The organism is Nitratireductor sp. B36, assembly GCF_020833685.1.
Lineage (GTDB): Bacteria > Pseudomonadota > Alphaproteobacteria > Rhizobiales > Rhizobiaceae > Nitratireductor.
The window spans coordinates 17,834-34,621 of the sequence record NZ_JACKZY010000001.1; the positions used below are offsets into that span (position 1 = coordinate 17,834).

Consider the following 16,788-nt stretch of genomic DNA (forward strand, 5'->3'; position numbering starts at 1 on the left):
GGGCGGCATGAACCATCTGCTGATCGTAGCTGCCGGCGGGGCAATCGGCGCCAGCCTGAGACATTTGACCGGCCTTGCTGCCATGCGGTTGCTTGGAACTGGCTTTCCCTGGGGGACGCTGACGGTCAATCTGGCCGGCTCATTTGTAATGGGCGTGTTCGTCGAGTGGCTTGCACGGCGTGTAGGGGCTTCGCCGGAATTGCGATTGTTCATGGCCACAGGGCTGCTCGGCGGGTTCACGACGTTCTCGGCTTTTTCGCTTGATGTTGCCGTCCTGTGGGAACGGGGCGAAAATTTGCTGGCCGCATCTTATGTGCTTGTTAGTGTCTGCGGCGCGATTGCCGCGCTGTTCGGCGGGCTGTATCTGGTTCGGCATTTCGCCTGAGACGACTTTTTATGGATATGTGAAATGGCTGGCGTACAGCAGATCGAAGTGGACAAGGACGAGAGCGGAATGCGGCTTGACCGTTGGTTCAAGACGCATTTTCCAGGGCTCGGTTTCGGTCATTTGCAAAAGCTCCTGCGCTCTGGCCAGATCCGGGTGAGTGGCAGCCGTGCCAAGGCCGACACGCGTCTCGAGCCGGGGCAGGTGGTGCGTGTGCCCCCTCTGGATGTCGACCGCAAGGGCGATGGGCAGGCGACCGCCCACAGCCTGCGCAACACAGGCGATGCTGAAGCGCTCTCTCAAATGTTGCTCTATGAGGATCCGAAGGTTTTTGTCTTCAACAAGCCGGCCGGTCTTGCCGTGCAGGGTGGTTCGGGCGTCAATCGTCATGTGGACGGCATGCTGGAGGCGCTGCGGAACAAGAAGGGCGAAAAGCCGCGCCTGGTCCATCGCCTCGACCGCGACACGTCGGGTGTGCTCGTGGTGGCGCGCACGCGTCAGGCGGCCATGCGGCTTGCCGAGGCCTTTCGCGCCCGCGACACGAAAAAGACCTATTGGGCTCTCGTGAAGGGCGTGCCCAACAAAGACGAAGCGCGCATCTCCACCTGGCTCGCCAAGGAGCAAACGCCCGATGGCGACCGCATGCGCGTCGTGAAACACGGCGAGCCGGATTCCGATCATGCCGTTTCCAACTATCGGATTGTGGAAAGGGCTGGTTCAGCGCTCTCCTGGCTCGAAATGGAGCCCTATACGGGCCGTACGCACCAGCTTCGCGTTCACGCTGCCTATATCGGGTGCCCGATCATCGGCGATCCGAAATATTTCGAAGCCGATCAGAACTGGGAGTTTCCCGGCGGCATCCAGAAACGTCTGCATCTGCATGCGCGCCGCATCGTCATCCCGAATCCGGGGGGCGGCAAGATTGACGTGACGGCACCGCTGCCTCCCCATATGCGCCAGAGCTGGAACCTTCTCGGGTTTGATGAAGCCTCTGCGGAGGAGGGCGCGTGACGGCGCTGTCTCCCGGCCAGACGACGGGTCGGCAAGACGCAATAGATGCGTTCGCGACCGTCATTATGCTCGGCTTGACCCTGACATGGGGCGTCAATCAGGTTGCCATCAAGCTGGCCAATGTCGGCTTCAATCCAATGTTGTCCATGTTTCTGCGTTCTGCGGTGGCTACATTGCTCGTTTTCCTTTGGTGCCGCTACCGCGGCATTCACCTGTTTGAGCGCGATGGCACTCTGAGACCGGGAATACTGGCCGGGCTTCTATTCGGTTTCGAGTTCATCCTGGTATTTCTCGGTCTCGATTACACATCGGCTGCGCGCGGCGCTCTGATGCTCAACACAATGCCGTTTTGGGTCCTGCTTGGCGGCCATTTCTTCCTCGGAGAAAAGATGTCGGCGCTGAAATTCGGCGGGCTTCTCCTGGCCTTTGCAGGCGTGGTGCTTGTTTTCTCGGACAGTCTCAGCCTACCGGGACCCGATGCGCTCTTTGGCGATGTTCTGTGTCTCGTCGCGGGCATTGCATGGGCCGCCACGATTGTCGTTATCAAACAGTCCAGCCTCTCCAATGCAGGAGCGGAAAAGACTTTGCTCTACCAACTTTCCGTTTCGGCCATTGTTACCGTTCCATTCATCCCGTTCGGCGGGTCGCTTTTGCGCGAGGTAAGCGCACTGGCAACCAGTGCATTGGTGTTCCAGGCCGTGTTCGTCGTCTCCTTCACCTATCTCGTCTGGTTCTGGCTGATGCGCCGTTATCCTGCATCAGGGCTTTCCAGTTTCGCTTTCCTGACGCCAGTCTTCGGCGTTTTGTCGGGTGGCCTTCTTCTGGGCGAACCCCTGACTATCAAAATCCTTCTGGCTCTTTGTCTGATCGCCATCGGACTGACCGTGGTCAACCGGCCGCGCCGTCGCGTCGTCCCCGCATAGCGAAATGACAAACACACACTATATGTAGACCCATGCGCGACCTTCTGAACGATCTTGAAAGCGGAAAGACCCCGGCGGAGCTAGATCCGATCCGACGGGCGCAGAGCACCATTCGCAAACCACTTCCCAAGCGCTTTTACAACGAAGTCTCGCTGAGTGCCGACGAGGAGGGTGGTTTCTCGGTTCAACTCGACGGCAAGTCGGTGCGGACCCCGGGAGCAAGCGCCGTTGTTTTGCCCAACGAGGCGGCAGCGCTTTTGGTGGCAGCGGAATATGAGGCTCAAGGTGAGCACATCGATCCTGCGACGATGCCTGTGACCCGGCTTGTCAACACGGCGATAGACGGCGTTGCCGTTCACAGCCAGGCTGTGCTGGAGGATGTTCTGCGCTACAGCACGGGCGATCTTCTGTGCTACCGCGCAGCGTCTCCGGAACGACTGGTGGCACTGCAGGCAGAGGCCTGGGATCCCGTTCTGGATTGGGCGCAGGAGCATATGGGCGCGCATTTCGTGCTGGCGGAGGGGGTGATCCATGTGGAGCAGCCCCGAGAGGCAATCGCTGCCGTGAGCGCGTATTTGCGCCAGAAAAACGATCCCTTCCGACTGGCGGCTCTTCATGTAATGACCACGCTGACAGGGTCGGCGCTGCTGGCACTCGCGGTGGAAGCTGGCGCACTCGATCCCCTGGCGGCATGGAAAGCCGCTCATGTGGACGAGGATTGGAACATTTCCCTGTGGGGAGAGGATGGCGAGGCCGCACAGCGCCGCGCCTTTCGCGAACGCGACATGATGGCCGCCGCAAAGCTTTTGGCTGCGCTCGACTGATACCGGTAGGCTTCGGCTGGCTGTTGCCAGCCGCTACCGGCCACCGAACATCTGGTAGATGACACCGGCAATCTCGCTTTCCAACGGAAACGAGAGCATTCCCATGACCGAGTATCCGAGCAGCCAGGGCATCAAGTAGAACCGGATCATGAAGAAGAACCAGGCGACGTAGACCGGCACCAGCGGTTCCAGCAGGAAGCCCGGCGTGATGGGCCGAAACAGTTTCAGTATCGGATCGGTGACGCGCACGAAAAAGCGCATGAAGAAAAAGCTGGAGTCTTCGGGCAGGAATATGCCCATGGCGGCACGCCCGATCAGCGTCCACATGATGACGCCCAACACATAGTCCAGCACCAGTACCCAGATTGGAAATGCAGCCATGCTTCCCTGCATCAAGTCTCTCCCAGCACGCGAATCGGGGGCGGGTTATCCCGCCCCCGAACGCCGATCATAGCGTGATCAGTGTTTGTCAGAAAGAATGGCCGGACCAGTCGGCACGCGTGTTTCTTCCACCATGCGCTGGATTTCTTCATCGGGCGCAGGCGTCAGCAGCGTGACCACCACCATCGCAACCAGGCTCACGGCCATGCCGACAATGCCGAAGCGCAGATGGTCCAGTCCGAACCATGGCGTTCCGCCAGTGTAGACATAGTAGAGGTAGAGGCTGCCTGCGATGAAGCCTGCGGCCATACCGGCAACCGCGCCTGGCCTGTTCGCCCGTTTCCACCACACACCGAGGGCGAGCGGGAAGAAAAGCCCGGAACAGGCAAAGCAGAATGCCCAGGCAACGGCACCAAGAATGCCTGTCAGCTGAAGCGATGCGATCAGCGCGCCCAGAGCACCAATGCCTACCAGCAGGATGCGTGCCACGATGAGCCGAACCGCCGTGTCGGCCTTCGGGTCGATCATCTTGTAGTAGAGATCGTGGCTCAACGCGTTGGCGATCGCCAGGAGCAGACCGTCAGCGGTTGACATGGCAGCTGCCATACCACCGGCAGCGACAAGGCCGGATATCACATAGGGAAGCCCTGCGATCTCTGGTGTTGCAAGCACGACGATGTCCGGCCGCATGAAGAACTCGTTGAGCTGCAATATGCCATCGCTGTTCTGGTCGGCAATCGCAAGGAAGCCCACACTTGACCAGTTCTGGATCCAGGCCAGCGATGCCACCTCCTCAAATGGCTTGCCGATGATGGCGGTTGGCAGGTTCGGATCAAGAAGCTGCAGTTTGGTGAGTGTCGCCAGTGCCGGTGCCGTGAAGTACAGCAGGAAAATGAACAGCAGCGACCATGCCACGGATTTGCGCGCCGACCGCACGGTCGGGGTTGTGAAATAGCGCATCAGAATGTGGGGTAGGGAAGCCGTTCCGCACATCATGCAAAGAGCAAGTGTGATGAACTTCCATTCTGCATAGTCACCCACCGGGCCGGTATGCGGCGTTGTGAGCACTGAAAGGCCCGCTATAGCTTCGGCTGGCGGGTTCAGGCCGTACTGGGCCTCGAAATTCGCCATGTTTGCTGCCGCTTCGCCATAGGTGAAATGCGGGATGAGACCGAAGCCCTGGGCATTCGACATCCAGATCACCGGAACCAGATAGGCGATGATCAGCACGATGTACTGCGCCACCTGCGTCCACGTGACAGCGCGCATTCCACCCAGCATCGAGCATAACAGAATGCCCAGAAGGCCGAACCACACACCGTAGGAGAATGGAATGTGGAGCGCGCGCGCGGCGATGGTGCCGGTCGCGTTGATCTGGGCGGTCACATAGGTGAACGATGCTACGACCAGAACGATCACGGCGCACAGGCGTGCGAGATTGCCGCCATATCGTGTGCCGATGAAGTCCGGTACCGTGTAGCAGCCGAACTTACGCAAATATGGCGCCATCAGCGAGTTGACGAGCACATAGCCGCCGGTCCAGCCGACGATGAAGGCCATATAACCATAACCGCCGAAATAGACGCCGCCGGCAAGGGCGACAAACGATGCGCCAGACATCCAGTCCGCTGCGGTCGCCATACCATTATAAACGGCAGGAACCTGCCGCCCGGCTACATAATAGGCGTCCACTTCCATGGTGCGCGAAAGCCAGCCGATAAGGGCGTAGATCGCGATGGTGAAGGCGACGAACAGAATGCCGATCGTGTCGGCGCCAACACCTAACTGTTCCAGAACCGCCATCAACAGGATGAAGGCAAGGAACCCACCGGTGTATATCGCATACACCCGGCCGATATTGTCGATGAACCGTCCTTGAATCAAAGCCATGCCGGTTCCTCCCTATTCTTCTTCGCCAAAGCCGAACTCGTCGTCGATGGCATCCTGGCGCCAGTTCTGCACCCAGATGATGACGACGAAAGCGATCAGCGAGCCCTGGGCAATCATGTAGAAGCCGAAGGGGAAGCCAAGAAATGTGAATTGGTTGAGTGTCGAAACCATTGCTGGAACTACAAGTGAGAAGAACGCCCACAAGGCCAGAACCACGATTGTCAGGTTCCTGGTTTTGGCCCAGTAACGATCCCTCACATCACCTGCGTCATTAGCGGACATGGTGTCCTCCTCCCTAAAAACGTCAGCGACGAAAGTCGTTAACTGCCGCCATTGCGGTTCTGTGGATTAGGAATCACAATGGCATGTCTCAAGCATTGGGCATCTTCTGAGCAATGAAAATCGAGACATTGGTCGTATGACAGGAGGATGTGTCTTATGGGAATTGCCTGGATCAGGGGGATGGCGTTTCTGCGTGAAGCGGCGGCTAGGCTCACGATCAAACGTGATAATGCGCCCATTGATACGGTGGACGCGCTTTGCACCTTCATTGCCACGCGGTCCTCGTTTGTCGCTCAGAAAAAGCTCTACGGCTATCTGAAGGCGCGGATGGGGACGCGCTATCCGTCAATGTTCGAGGATGATGTGTTCGTCCAATCCATCAACGTGGCCAAGCTCCATGTCTTCGCGGCCTGTCTCTCCGATCTCACCCTTCACGCTGTCGCGAAGATCGCTTCCGAAGGTCTGCTAGATCGGGAAGAGGCTGCTGCGCTGGCCCGTCATTGCCATTCAGAGGGGCTCACCCACAATCGGGATGCACTTCCCCAGTCGGAAACGGTGGATGAATGGCGTGACGCGTTTGAAAAGCGCATCGCGAAGACCCATTGGCAGAATGTGGCGGTAGACGGAGGGGCGTTTACCGAGAGCCCGCAGGCGCTTTTCCGTTGGGCGCCGATCGCCGATCAATTGAAGCGCCACGACAGGGAAATCGTGGAAAACTCGATCCGTTTCGCGTTCGGTGAAGTGACCCGCGCTTTTCGTGCGCGCGCCGACTTGTCTGCTCTCGCCCGGAACTGGAAGAACCAGCTGAAAAGCGGCTGAACAAAAAAAGGGGCCCCGTCCGTGGACGGAGCCCCCGCAATCGCCTTGGGAGGAGCGATTAGACCGAGTAGTACATCTCGAACTCGACCGGGTGCGGCGTCATTTCGTAACGCAGAACTTCCGCCATCTTCAGTTCGATATAGGCGTCGATCTGATCATCGTCGAACACACCGCCAGCCTTCAGGAAGCCGCGATCCTTGTCGAGGCTCATGAGCGCTTCGCGCAGTGATCCGCAGACGGTCGGAACCTTCTTCAGCTCCTTCGGCGGCAGGTCATAAAGATCCTTGTCCATGGCCTGGCCGGGATGAATCTTGTTCTTGATGCCGTCGATGCCGGCCATCAGCATAGCTGCGAAGGCCAGATAGGGGTTTGCGCCCGGATCGGGGAAACGGACCTCGACGCGTTTGGCTTTTGGTGAGGAGCCAAACGGAATGCGGCATGAAGCAGAGCGGTTGCGGGCCGAATAGGCGAGCAAGACCGGAGCTTCAAAACCCGGAACCAGACGCTTGTAGGAGTTGGTGATCGGGTTGGTGAAGGCGTTGATAGCCTTGGCATGCTTGATGATGCCGCCGATATAGAACAGACAGTTCTCCGACAGACCTGCATATTCATTGCCAGCGAAGGTCGGCTTGCCTTCCTTCCAGATCGACTGGTGAACATGCATACCCGAGCCGTTGTCGCCATAGATCGGCTTTGGCATGAAGGTTGCCGTCTTGCCATAGGCATTGGCAACCTGATGAACGCCGTATTTGAACTTCTGAACGCTGTCTGCGCTCTTAAGCAACGTCTCGAACTTGATGCCCAGTTCATGCTGTGCGGCACCGACCTCGTGGTGATGCTTCTCGACGATCACGCCCATCTCGGTGAGAACCGTCAGCATTTCCGAGCGCATGTCCTGAGCTGAATCGATCGGCGGCACAGGGAAATATCCGCCCTTCACGCGCGGGCGGTGGCCGAGATTGCCCGTTTCATATTCCGCATCATCGTTGCTTGGCAGTTCGCTCGAGTCGAGCTTGAACCCGGTGTTGTAGGGATCTGCCTTGTATTTCACATCGTCGAAGATGAAGAATTCCGGTTCGGGGCCGACATACACGGTATCGCCAATCCCTTCCGACTTCAGGAAGGCTTCTGCCTTCTTGGCCGTGCCGCGCGGGTCGCGGTTGTAGGCCTCACCCGAAATCGGGTCGAGAATGTCGCAGAAAATGGCCATGGTCGACTGGGCGAAGAACGGGTCCATATGGGCCGTATCGGTCTCCGGCATCAAAACCATGTCGGATTCATTAATGGCCTTCCAGCCGGCGATGGACGAGCCGTCGAACATAACGCCGTCGGCGAACATGTCCTCGTCCACGGCGGAGACATCCATGGTGACGTGCTGCAGCTTGCCTTTGGGATCCGTGAAGCGCAGATCGACAAACTTTACGTCGTTTTCCTTGATCTGCTTCATGATGTCTTGTGCAGTGGTCATATTCGCCTTCCTATTTGCGATGGTCTTGCCTGATGATCCCGGAGGTGTTCCGGGAAAGAGAATAATTGCGGATCAAACGGCGTCGGCACCGGTCTCGCCGGTACGGATGCGGATAACTTCTTCCACATTGGTCACGAAAATCTTCCCGTCGCCGATGCGGCCCGTCTGGGCGGCCTTGCGGATCGCCTCGATTGCCGCATCAACCGTTTCGTCCGGCAGGACAACTTCGATCTTCACCTTTGGGAGAAAGTCGACGACATATTCTGCCCCGCGATAGAGTTCGGTGTGCCCCTTCTGGCGCCCGAACCCCTTCGCCTCGATCACGGTTATGCCCTGAAGGCCGATTTCCTGAAGGGCTTCCTTCACTTCGTCGAGCTTGAAGGGTTTGATGATCGCTTCGACCTTTTTCATGCCTTAGTGGCCTCCAAATGAGTTCAGGAACGGTGATCCCGCGCCCCTTGTTGTTCCGGTTCGAATAAAGCACGAAACATGCCAACTCCAATGAGAGCCTTGCATGAACCGTGCCAATCGCTGCATTGTGTCCTCCGGATGCTACAATCGCACGGGTTTTCAGGCAGCGACATGTTGCGCGCTCACCTTTGAAAATCATCAAGGGACACATGTGGAGCGCGGCACAGTTTGAAGCCTGCTTAAAAAATATGCAATGCGCTCAATAAAACGGCAGCGAGTGATGCATTTGGAGATCGTTACGCCTGAAGAGATGGGTAGGGTGGACCGCGCCGCCATCGCTGATGGGCCGCTGGCCGGTTATTGTCTGATGCGCCATGCGGGCGCGGCGGTGGCAGGTGAAATCCTGGCTCGCTATGCGGAAGCAGAAGGCGTTTTTGTCCTTTGCGGTCCGGGCAACAATGGCGGTGACGGCTATGTCGTTGCGCGCCTGCTGGCAGAACGAGGCCTCCGTGTCCGCGTTTTTGCCGAGGCCAAACCGGTCGCGAGCGGCGATGTGTCGCGCGCGCTTGAGGATTGCCCGGTTGAGGCAGAGCCATTCACCGCTTTCCAACCCACGCGAGGATGGATTGTGGTGGATGCGTTGTTCGGCGCAGGCCTGAAACGCCCGCTTGAAGGGAGGGCAGCCGAGATTGTCGCCAGGGTAAGCAGCAGTGGGCTGCCTGTGGTCGCCATCGATCTGCCTTCCGGCGTTTGCGGGGTATCCGGAAAGCCACTCGGCGCCGCCCTCTCGGCGGAAGTGACTGTCACCTTTTTTCGCAAGAAGCCGGGGCACCTCCTGGTGCCGGGACGGCAAATGTGCGGTGACCTTGTCGTTGCGGATATCGGCATCGCAGACAGCGCGCTTGATACAGTTGGTGGAGCACTTTGGGAGAACCAGCCTGCTTTGTGGCGGGAAGCCGTGCCGAAGCCCTGTATCAGCGCGCACAAATATTCGCGCGGTCATGTGGCGGTAATTTCTGGTGGGGCAACCTCGACGGGTGCGGCTCGGCTTGCCGCGCGGGCAGCGGCGCGTGCGGGGGCAGGGGCCGTGACGATGCTTTCGCCCACGAACGCGCTTTCGATTAATGCGATGCATTTGACATCGATCATGTTGCGCAAGGCCGACACGGTCGGCGAGTTGCAGGCCTTCCTCGCCCACCGCTTACCCTCCGGGGTGGTTCTGGGACCAGGAGCAGGCACTGGAGAGCGAACGCGCAGTTTCGCACGCGCGCTTCTCCATCAGGCCAATGACGCAAGCGGGTTGGTTTTCGATGCTGACGCCCTCACGGCCTTTAGCGACAAGCCGGATATGTTTTTCGGTATGATCAAGGGTTCCGCCGCGCAGGTCGTTCTCACGCCGCACGAAGGGGAGTTCTCCCGACTGTTTCCAGGCCTGGAGGACGCGCCAGCGATTTCCAAAGTGCAAAGAGCGCGGGAGGCGGCAAGACGGTCCGGGGCGACGATCGTGCTCAAGGGGCCTGATACGATCGTTGCGGCGCCCGACGGGCGAGGGGCAATCAATGCCAACGCTACGCCACATCTGGCAACGGCCGGATCAGGCGATGTCCTGTCAGGAATTGCCGCAAGCCTTCTGGCTCAAGGGATGCCGGCCTTTGAGGCAGCGTGCGCTGCTGTTTGGATTCACGCAGAATGCGGTCGGTCATTCGGACCCGGTCTGATCGCCGAAGACCTGCCTGAAATGCTGCCGAAGGTGCTGCAGGGACTCGCTTGAGAAAACGCTCCCTGGACTTCGCCAGTTGGCCCTTGAGCCCCATGTCGAATTCATGAACAGCAGCTTGGGCATGCTCCCTCGACGCCGGGTCAATAACGGCGCATCAACCCCACCAGACGCCCCTGGACCTTCACCCGGTCGGGGCCGAATATCCGTGTCTCATACGCCGGATTGGCAGCCTCAAGGGCGATCGATGCTCCCTTGCGACGGAAACGTTTCAAGGTCGCTTCTTCCTGATCGACCAAAGCAACCACAATCTCGCCGGGGTTGGCAGTCTGCGTTTCGCGGATGATGACGGTATCACCATCAAAAATTCCCGCCTCGATCATCGAATCGCCTTTGACCTCCAACGCGTAGTGATCGCCTCCACTCAGCATGTCTGGAGGCACGGCGATGGAATGGGTCTGGTGCTGGATGGCATCGATCGGAACACCCGCAGCGATGCGCCCCATGACAGGCACGGAAACGACACCGGCGAGAGCGTCGTCATTGCTGGCTGCCGGTTTGGGCGGGGCAGGTGGCGCTTTGCCGAGGCTGCCTTCGATAACGCTTGGAGAAAATTTGCGTGCGCCCGCATTCAGGCCCGGCGCAATCGAATCGGGCAGGCGCAACACCTCGAGCGCACGGGCGCGATTAGGAAGGCGTCGGATAAAGCCACGTTCCTCCAGGGCGGTGATCAACCGGTGAATGCCAGACTTGGACGCAAGGTCCAGCGCCTCCTTCATTTCATCGAAGGAGGGCGGGATTCCGGTCTCCTTCAAGCGCTCGTGAATGAACAGGAGAAGTTCGTGCTGCTTGCGGGTCAGCATGGTCGCCACCGAGAATCAGTTAAAAACAAAACCAGAACATACTGTATATGTTCCAGTTGTGTTCCGCAACTGCCGGTATTTTCTTCTCATTTAGGCGCTATGGCGCGTCAAACAGAGCCTTTGCGCCATCCGCTACGAACTGAACAGCGAGAGCAGCCAGTATCACGCCGAGAAGTCTGGTCAGGATCGATCGTCCGGTCTCGCCCAGAAAACGATCGACGCGCTCTGCGAGCGTAAAAACGGCATAGGTGATGCCGATCGTCGTCAATAGAATTGCCAGCAGTGCGGCGGTTCCGCCGAGACCGCCGAATGAGCCGGAAAGAAGCACCGTGGCCGAAATCGCGCCGGGGCCGGCAATCAGAGGTATGGCCAACGGAAAAGCTGCGATGTTTCGGATCATGTCGCGCGTGATGGCGCGTTCGGCACTTTTTTCATGCCGCTCCTGGCGGCGTTCGAATATCATTTCGAAGGCGATGAAGAAGAGAAGCAGACCGCCTGCCACACGGAAAGCAGGCAGGGTGATCCCGAAAATGGAAAGTATCGCACTGCCGGCCACGCCGAAGAGTGCAAGGACTGCGAAACCGATGATTGCGGCGCGAACTGCGACCTGATTCCGCTCAGATCGGTTCATTCCGACCGTCAACGCCAGAAAGAGCGGTGCCAGACCCGGTGGATCCACGGTCACGAGCAGCGTGACGAATGCGTTGAACAAGGTCTCGTAACCTGCCATCGGGGCCTCCCTTCAGACTGTCTAACCCAGTTGGGAGGCTTCAGAAAAGCTCTGATTGCGACCCTGTGCGCGTGTGCTGCGTCAATTTGTCTACGACACCATTCACAGACCAGCCATATGCGTCTGAAATCGCGTTGGATTTCCTTGGCTTCCGTCACTGCTCCGATTGGAGAATCAACGGCGCTTCATATATAAGAAGTCAGTGATTCCTTATTCTGTGTGTGACTCGATTTGACTGACCAGACAACGCCGACCGGATCGGGCGAGCCCGACGATATCGAGCCGATTTCCATCATAGAGGAGATGCAGCGCTCCTACCTCGATTACGCGATGAGCGTTATCGTGAGCCGCGCTCTGCCGGATGCGCGCGATGGTTTGAAGCCGGTGCATCGGCGCATTCTCTACGCTTCGCATGAGAGCGGTTATCACTGGAACCGCAAGTATGTGAAATCGGCACGTCCGGTCGCCGATGTGATGGGTAAGTATCACCCTCATGGCGATGCGGCGATCTACGATGCGCTCGTGCGCATGGCGCAGCATTGGTCCATGCGTTTGCCGCTGATCGATGGTCAGGGCAATTTTGGCTCAATTGACGGCGATCCGCCGGCGGCCATGCGCTATACCGAATCGCGGCTTACCAAAGGCGCTCACGAGCTTTTGGAAGACATCGATAAGGAAACGGTCGACTTCCAGGACACGTATGACGGTTCCGGCAGCGAACCCAAAGTGCTGCCGGCGCGCTATCCGAACCTTCTGGTCAATGGTTCCGGTGGTATCGCGGTTGGTATGGCGACCAATATTCCGCCGCACAATCTTTCGGAAGTCATCAATGGCTGCGTGGCCATGATCGACAATCCGGCGATTGGTCTGCCTGAATTGCAGGAACTGATTCCGGGCCCGGACTTCCCGACCGGCGGTCTCATTCTCGGGCGTTCCGGCATCCGCAGCGCCTATGAGACCGGACGCGGTTCCATCATGATGCGCGGCAAGGTTGCCATCGAACCGGCGCGCAACGACCGTGAAGCGATTGTGATTACGGAAATTCCCTACCAGGTCAACAAGGCCTCGATGATCGAGAAGATGGCCGAATTGGTGCGCGACAAGCGCATCGAGGGTATTTCCGACATCCGAGACGAAAGTGACCGCCAGGGCTATCGCGTCGTGGTTGAGCTGAAACGCGATGCGGTTGCCGATGTCGTACTGAACCAGCTTTATCGCTTTACGCCGCTGCAAACCTCCTTTGGCGCGAACATGGTGGCGCTGAATGGCGGCAAGCCCGAGCAGATGAACCTGCTCGATCTCTTGAAGGCCTTTGTCCATTTCCGCGAAGAGGTCGTCAGCCGCCGCACTAAATATCTGCTGCGCAAGGCGCGTGACCGCGCGCATGTGCTGGTCGGTCTTGCCATCGCTGTCGCCAATATCGACGAGGTGATCAAGCTTATCCGCCATGCGCCCGATCCGCAGACAGCGCGGGAGCAATTGATGGAGCGCCGTTGGCCGGCCTCTGACGTGGAAGCCTTGATCCTTCTGATCGACGATCCGCGGCATCGCATCAATGAGGATGGCACCTATAACCTTTCCGAGGAGCAGGCACGCGCAATCCTCGAACTGCGCCTGCAGCGTTTGACGGCACTCGGTCGCGATGAAATCGCGGATGAGTTGAACCAGATCGGCGCGGAAATCAGCGATTACCTGGAAATCCTGGCATCGCGCGCTCGGATCCAGCAAATCGTCAAGGATGAGCTTATCGCGGTCCGGGATGAATTTGGCACGCCCCGCCGGACCGAGATCACGGAAGGTGGAGCCGACCTTGACGATGAGGATCTGATCCAGCGCGAGGAAATGGTCGTTACCGTCACGCGCAAGGGTTATATCAAGCGCGTGCCCCTTTCCATCTACCGGGCGCAGGCGCGTGGCGGCAAGGGCCGTTCGGGCATGTCGACCAAGGACGAGGATTTCGTCACGCGGCTGTTCGTGGCCAACACGCACACACCCATTCTGTTCTTCTCCTCACGCGGCATTGTCTACAAGGAAAAGGTCTGGCGCCTGCCGGTTGGCACGCCGCAATCCGTCGGCAAATTCCTGCGCAACATGCTGCCGCTTGAGGAGGGCGAGAGCATTACGACGATCATGCCGCTGCCTGAGGACGAGGAGAGCTGGGGTGCGCTGGACGTCATGTTCGCCACCACACGAGGCACGGTGCGTCGCAACAAACTTTCGGATTTTGTTCAGGTCAATCGCAACGGCAAGATTGCGATGAAGCTCGAGGATCCGAACGATGAGATCCTCGGTGTCTACACCTGTACGGAAGATGACGACGTGCTGCTGACCGCAGCTTCGGGCCAGTGCATCCGGTTCTGTGTCTCGGATGTGCGCGTTTTTGCGGGCCGCAATTCGATCGGCGTGCGCGGAATTAATCTGGCGGAGGGCGACCGGGTTATCTCCATGGCGATACTTTCCCACGTCGAAGCAAGCCCGGCTGCTCGTGCCGCTTATCTCAAGCAGGCAGCGGCAGAACGCCGGCAGGCAAACGGGGATGAGGAAGACGTCGCTCTTACCAACGAGGAACTGGGAGAAGAAGAGAGCCTTTCACCTGAACGCTATGAGGAATTGAAGGCCCGGGAGCAGATGGTTTTGACCGTCAGCGAATTCGGCTATGGAAAACGCTCCTCGAGCTATGATTTCCGGGTGACTGGTCGAGGCGGTAAGGGCATTCGAGCCACTGATGTCAGCAAAACCGATGAGATCGGTCCTTTGGTGGCCGCCTTCCCGGTGGAGGAGGATGATCAGATCATGCTGGTGTCGAATGCCGGGCAGGTCATTCGCGTTCCGGTCAACGGAATACGTATCGCCAGCCGCGCCACAAAGGGTGTTACCATCTTCAACACCGCTAAGGGGGAGAAGGTTGTTTCGGTAGAGCGCATTTCGGATACGCAGACCGAAGAGGAAATATCATCCGGCGATGAACCCGTAGCCAGCGAAACGGATACGGAACCGCAAGGAGGGGCCACAGAATGATTGGCCTTTGTACCGTTCCAGACTCTTTCGCGGCTCTGCGCCGGATTTAATGAAAGCGGCGGTTGGCAGAGCTGCGGACCCGGTTTTCCAGCTTGATGCGGCTGGCTTCTTCGTGGAGACCGACGACGGTGGCAATCAGCATCGCGACGGTCATTGCGGCAGCGAGCGTAAAGATCAGCATGGCTTGTCTCCTTTTGGCCTATTAACGTGACGAACCGCGATTTGGTTTCATTTTTCCGCGCGGCGTTCCTGTAGGCATTGGTGACCTGACTAGCCGATTGGGTTCAAACCGCTGTTGAATGAGGCATTCAGGCGTTGTTCATCTTTTGCGACCTAAGCGGTTCTGGCCAGGGCTCAAGAGGCGCGATTGTCGAATTGCCAACCCCTGTTAAGACGGATACAAGCACGCCATGACCGAGCGAACAGCTTTCTACGCGGGATCCTTCGACCCTTTGACCAACGGGCACCTCGACGTGCTCAAAGGTGCGTTGACCGTGGCTGACAAGGTGGTTGTTGGAATCGGCGTGCATCCGGGCAAAAAGCCGCTTTTCAGCTATGAGGAGCGCGTTTCGCTGATCCAGCGTTCCGCGGTGGTTGAGTTGGGTCTAGACGCCGGGCGGATCGAGGTCGTGGCTTTCGACAAGCTGGTGATCGACGCTGCGCGCGCACAGGGCGCCTCGATCATGATCCGCGGTCTGCGCGACGGCACGGATCTGGATTACGAAATGCAGATGGCGGGCATGAACGAGACCATGGCACCGGATCTGCAGACCGTTTTTTTACCAGCAAGCCCTTCGGTGCGCACCATTACCGCCACACTCGTCCGGCAGATCGCTTCCATGGGTGGAGACATCGCGCCATTCGTGCCTTCCGTGGTGCTGGCAGCGCTTAAGGCCAAATTCCCCGCCTGAAACCAAAAGGAGAGTTTTATGCAGCTTCGCAAGCTCGTTTCGTCTGCGCTCGTGGTCGGGGCCTTTCTTGCCGGGCTCGGCGTGGCATCAGCCGCCGAGCCGGAGAATACAATGATTCTAACGCTCAAAAACGGCGAGGTGACCATAGCGTTACGACCAGATCTCGCACCGAAACATGTGGAGCAGGTCAAGGCCCTGGTTGCGGAGGGGGCTTACGACAATGTCGCTTTTCATCGGGTCATCGATGGCTTCATGGCGCAGACCGGTGATGTTCAGTACGGTGATGTCGAGGACGGATTTGATGCACGGCGTGTCGGAACCGGCGGTTCGGACAAACCCAATTTGCCGGCGGAATTCTCTGAGGCTGCGTTCACGCGCGGCACCGTCGGGATGGCACGCTCCCAGGATCCCAACTCCGCCAATTCTCAGTTTTTCATCATGTTCGCCCCTGCCGAACACCTGAACGGACAATACACGGTGATCGGTGAGGTCGAATCGGGCATGGAACTGGTCGATGCGATCAAGAAGGGCGATGCGGCACAGAATGGTATGGTGCAGAACCCGGACAAGATCCTGAGTGCACGCATGGCAAGTGACGGCGCGAATTGAACGCGTCGACAAAAGAAAGGTTTAAGAATGGCTGATATCAAGGATCCGGAAAACACCATCGTGATGGAAACGACCAAGGGCAAGGTCATCATCCAGCTCTTTCCGGACGTCGCTCCCGAACATGTGAAGCGCATCAAGGAACTCGCGCGCGACAAGTTTTACGATGGTATCGTGTTCCATCGTGTGATCGACGGTTTCATGGCGCAAACCGGAGATCCGACCGGTACGGGTATGGGCGGATCGGACAAGCCTGATCTCAAGGCCGAGTTCTCGAACATGGCTCATGAACGCGGCACCTGCTCGATGGCACGTTCGCAGAACCCGAACTCTGCCAACTCCCAGTTCTTCATCTGCTTCAACAAGGCGCCTTGGCTCGATCGTCAGTACTCCGTCTGGGGTCAGGTGACTGAAGGCATGGACAGTATCGACAAGATCAAGCGTGGCGAGCCGGTCTCCGAACCCGACTCCATCATCTCCATGCGGGTCGCGGCGGACGTTGCCTAACATTTTGATACCGGGCGGCGCAGGGTCGCCCGGTCTTTTCTG

The 16,788-nt window shown here is 58.4% G+C and carries 18 protein-coding genes; 10 read left to right on the plus strand and 8 right to left on the minus strand.

What is annotated here, in order from left to right; translation table 11 throughout:
• Positions 1-7: 7 nt before the first annotated feature.
• The 4 genes from crcB (at position 8) to H7H48_RS00170 (ending at position 3,143) form a co-directional block, all read left to right on the plus strand.
• Complete coding sequence (gene crcB / locus H7H48_RS00155; protein WP_229446827.1) at positions 8-385, plus strand: fluoride efflux transporter CrcB; 378 nt, start codon at positions 8-10, stop codon at positions 383-385.
• 24 nt (positions 386-409) lie between these two features.
• Positions 410-1,396 carry an RluA family pseudouridine synthase gene (locus H7H48_RS00160; RefSeq protein ID WP_229446828.1) on the plus strand — a complete coding sequence of 329 codons (987 nt, stop codon included), beginning with the start codon at positions 410-412 and terminating at the stop codon, positions 1,394-1,396.
• A 65-nt stretch (positions 1,397-1,461) separates the two neighbouring features.
• Positions 1,462-2,319: a DMT family transporter gene (locus H7H48_RS00165; RefSeq protein ID WP_229448021.1), complete on the plus strand. Its 858-nt coding sequence runs from the start codon at positions 1,462-1,464 to the stop codon at positions 2,317-2,319.
• A gap of 32 nt (positions 2,320-2,351) precedes the next feature.
• A complete protein-coding gene (locus H7H48_RS00170) occupies positions 2,352-3,143 on the plus strand; it encodes an ATP12 family chaperone protein (RefSeq protein ID WP_229446829.1) in 792 nt (263 codons plus the stop codon).
• 33 nt (positions 3,144-3,176) lie between these two features.
• Here H7H48_RS00170 and H7H48_RS00175 read toward each other — a convergent pair whose 3' ends face one another.
• The 3 genes from H7H48_RS00175 to H7H48_RS00185 all read right to left on the minus strand — a co-directional run bounded on the left by H7H48_RS00175 (position 3,177) and on the right by H7H48_RS00185 (position 5,696).
• Positions 3,177-3,524, minus strand: a complete 348-nt coding sequence (locus tag H7H48_RS00175; RefSeq protein WP_229446830.1) for a YggT family protein — start codon at positions 3,522-3,524, stop codon at positions 3,177-3,179.
• A 78-nt stretch (positions 3,525-3,602) separates the two neighbouring features.
• Positions 3,603-5,414, minus strand: a complete 1,812-nt coding sequence (locus H7H48_RS00180) for a sodium:solute symporter family protein (protein WP_229446831.1) — start codon at positions 5,412-5,414, stop codon at positions 3,603-3,605.
• 12 nt (positions 5,415-5,426) lie between these two features.
• On the minus strand, positions 5,427-5,696 hold the full coding sequence (locus tag H7H48_RS00185; RefSeq protein ID WP_223020739.1) for a DUF4212 domain-containing protein: 270 nt from the start codon (positions 5,694-5,696) through the stop codon (positions 5,427-5,429).
• Between the two features lie 180 nt (positions 5,697-5,876).
• Here H7H48_RS00185 and H7H48_RS00190 point away from each other — a divergent pair, with 180 nt between their 5' ends.
• A complete protein-coding gene (locus tag H7H48_RS00190; protein ID WP_229446832.1) occupies positions 5,877-6,515 on the plus strand; it encodes a hypothetical protein in 639 nt (212 codons plus the stop codon).
• A gap of 58 nt (positions 6,516-6,573) precedes the next feature.
• Here the strand turns inward: H7H48_RS00190 and glnA are convergent, their stop codons facing one another.
• Together glnA and H7H48_RS00200 are read right to left on the minus strand one after the other, a co-directional pair.
• Positions 6,574-7,983 (minus strand): type I glutamate--ammonia ligase, encoded by a 1,410-nt coding sequence (gene glnA / locus H7H48_RS00195; RefSeq protein WP_229446833.1) that lies wholly within the window; start codon positions 7,981-7,983, stop codon positions 6,574-6,576.
• A 72-nt stretch (positions 7,984-8,055) separates the two neighbouring features.
• Positions 8,056-8,394: a P-II family nitrogen regulator gene (locus H7H48_RS00200; RefSeq protein ID WP_007009552.1), complete on the minus strand. Its 339-nt coding sequence runs from the start codon at positions 8,392-8,394 to the stop codon at positions 8,056-8,058.
• Between the two features lie 280 nt (positions 8,395-8,674).
• Here H7H48_RS00200 and H7H48_RS00205 point away from each other — a divergent pair, with 280 nt between their 5' ends.
• Positions 8,675-10,165 (plus strand): NAD(P)H-hydrate dehydratase, encoded by a 1,491-nt coding sequence (locus tag H7H48_RS00205; protein ID WP_229446834.1) that lies wholly within the window; start codon positions 8,675-8,677, stop codon positions 10,163-10,165.
• 89 nt (positions 10,166-10,254) lie between these two features.
• Here the strand turns inward: H7H48_RS00205 and lexA are convergent, their stop codons facing one another.
• Entirely contained in the window at positions 10,255-10,974 is a 720-nt protein-coding gene (gene lexA, locus H7H48_RS00210) for a transcriptional repressor LexA (protein WP_229446835.1), read from the minus strand.
• Between the two features lie 97 nt (positions 10,975-11,071).
• Positions 11,072-11,704, minus strand: coding sequence for a MarC family protein (locus H7H48_RS00215; protein ID WP_229446836.1), 633 nt, complete (start codon positions 11,702-11,704; stop codon positions 11,072-11,074).
• Positions 11,705-11,935: 231 nt separating this feature from the next.
• On the opposite strand from H7H48_RS00215, the gene gyrA reads away from it, so the two are divergent.
• Positions 11,936-14,722 (plus strand): DNA gyrase subunit A, encoded by a 2,787-nt coding sequence (gene gyrA, locus H7H48_RS00220; protein ID WP_229446837.1) that lies wholly within the window; start codon positions 11,936-11,938, stop codon positions 14,720-14,722.
• A gap of 46 nt (positions 14,723-14,768) precedes the next feature.
• Here gyrA and H7H48_RS20065 read toward each other — a convergent pair whose 3' ends face one another.
• Positions 14,769-14,903, minus strand: coding sequence for a hypothetical protein (locus H7H48_RS20065; RefSeq protein ID WP_255663312.1), 135 nt, complete (start codon positions 14,901-14,903; stop codon positions 14,769-14,771).
• 229 nt (positions 14,904-15,132) lie between these two features.
• On the opposite strand from H7H48_RS20065, the gene coaD reads away from it, so the two are divergent.
• From coaD to H7H48_RS00235, 3 genes are read left to right on the plus strand one after another with little or no spacing between them, the layout of a single operon-like run.
• Positions 15,133-15,633 carry a pantetheine-phosphate adenylyltransferase gene (coaD, locus tag H7H48_RS00225; protein WP_229446838.1) on the plus strand — a complete coding sequence of 167 codons (501 nt, stop codon included), beginning with the start codon at positions 15,133-15,135 and terminating at the stop codon, positions 15,631-15,633.
• Positions 15,634-15,651: 18 nt separating this feature from the next.
• Positions 15,652-16,242, plus strand: coding sequence for a peptidylprolyl isomerase (locus tag H7H48_RS00230; protein ID WP_229446839.1), 591 nt, complete (start codon positions 15,652-15,654; stop codon positions 16,240-16,242).
• Between the two features lie 27 nt (positions 16,243-16,269).
• Positions 16,270-16,746 (plus strand): peptidylprolyl isomerase, encoded by a 477-nt coding sequence (locus H7H48_RS00235; protein WP_229446840.1) that lies wholly within the window; start codon positions 16,270-16,272, stop codon positions 16,744-16,746.
• The last annotated feature ends 42 nt before the right edge of the window (positions 16,747-16,788 follow it).

Coding starts and splice junctions, on each gene's coding strand:
- H7H48_RS00180 (WP_229446831.1), bottom strand. CDS start 5,414: ATGGCTTTGATTCAAGGACGGTTCATCGACAATATCGGCCGGGTGTAT.
- crcB (WP_229446827.1), top strand. CDS start 8: ATGAACCATCTGCTGATCGTAGCTGCCGGCGGGGCAATCGGCGCCAGC.
- H7H48_RS00190 (WP_229446832.1), top strand. CDS start 5,877: ATGGCGTTTCTGCGTGAAGCGGCGGCTAGGCTCACGATCAAACGTGAT.
- H7H48_RS00205 (WP_229446834.1), top strand. CDS start 8,675: ATGCATTTGGAGATCGTTACGCCTGAAGAGATGGGTAGGGTGGACCGC.
- H7H48_RS00160 (WP_229446828.1), top strand. CDS start 410: ATGGCTGGCGTACAGCAGATCGAAGTGGACAAGGACGAGAGCGGAATG.
- H7H48_RS00235 (WP_229446840.1), top strand. CDS start 16,270: ATGGCTGATATCAAGGATCCGGAAAACACCATCGTGATGGAAACGACC.
- H7H48_RS00185 (WP_223020739.1), bottom strand. CDS start 5,696: ATGTCCGCTAATGACGCAGGTGATGTGAGGGATCGTTACTGGGCCAAA.
- H7H48_RS00200 (WP_007009552.1), bottom strand. CDS start 8,394: ATGAAAAAGGTCGAAGCGATCATCAAACCCTTCAAGCTCGACGAAGTG.
- H7H48_RS00170 (WP_229446829.1), top strand. CDS start 2,352: ATGCGCGACCTTCTGAACGATCTTGAAAGCGGAAAGACCCCGGCGGAG.
- H7H48_RS00165 (WP_229448021.1), top strand. CDS start 1,462: ATGCTCGGCTTGACCCTGACATGGGGCGTCAATCAGGTTGCCATCAAG.
- lexA (WP_229446835.1), bottom strand. CDS start 10,974: ATGCTGACCCGCAAGCAGCACGAACTTCTCCTGTTCATTCACGAGCGC.
- H7H48_RS20065 (WP_255663312.1), bottom strand. CDS start 14,903: ATGCTGATCTTTACGCTCGCTGCCGCAATGACCGTCGCGATGCTGATT.
- coaD (WP_229446838.1), top strand. CDS start 15,133: ATGACCGAGCGAACAGCTTTCTACGCGGGATCCTTCGACCCTTTGACC.
- H7H48_RS00175 (WP_229446830.1), bottom strand. CDS start 3,524: ATGGCTGCATTTCCAATCTGGGTACTGGTGCTGGACTATGTGTTGGGC.
- glnA (WP_229446833.1), bottom strand. CDS start 7,983: ATGACCACTGCACAAGACATCATGAAGCAGATCAAGGAAAACGACGTA.
- H7H48_RS00230 (WP_229446839.1), top strand. CDS start 15,652: ATGCAGCTTCGCAAGCTCGTTTCGTCTGCGCTCGTGGTCGGGGCCTTT.
- H7H48_RS00215 (WP_229446836.1), bottom strand. CDS start 11,704: ATGGCAGGTTACGAGACCTTGTTCAACGCATTCGTCACGCTGCTCGTG.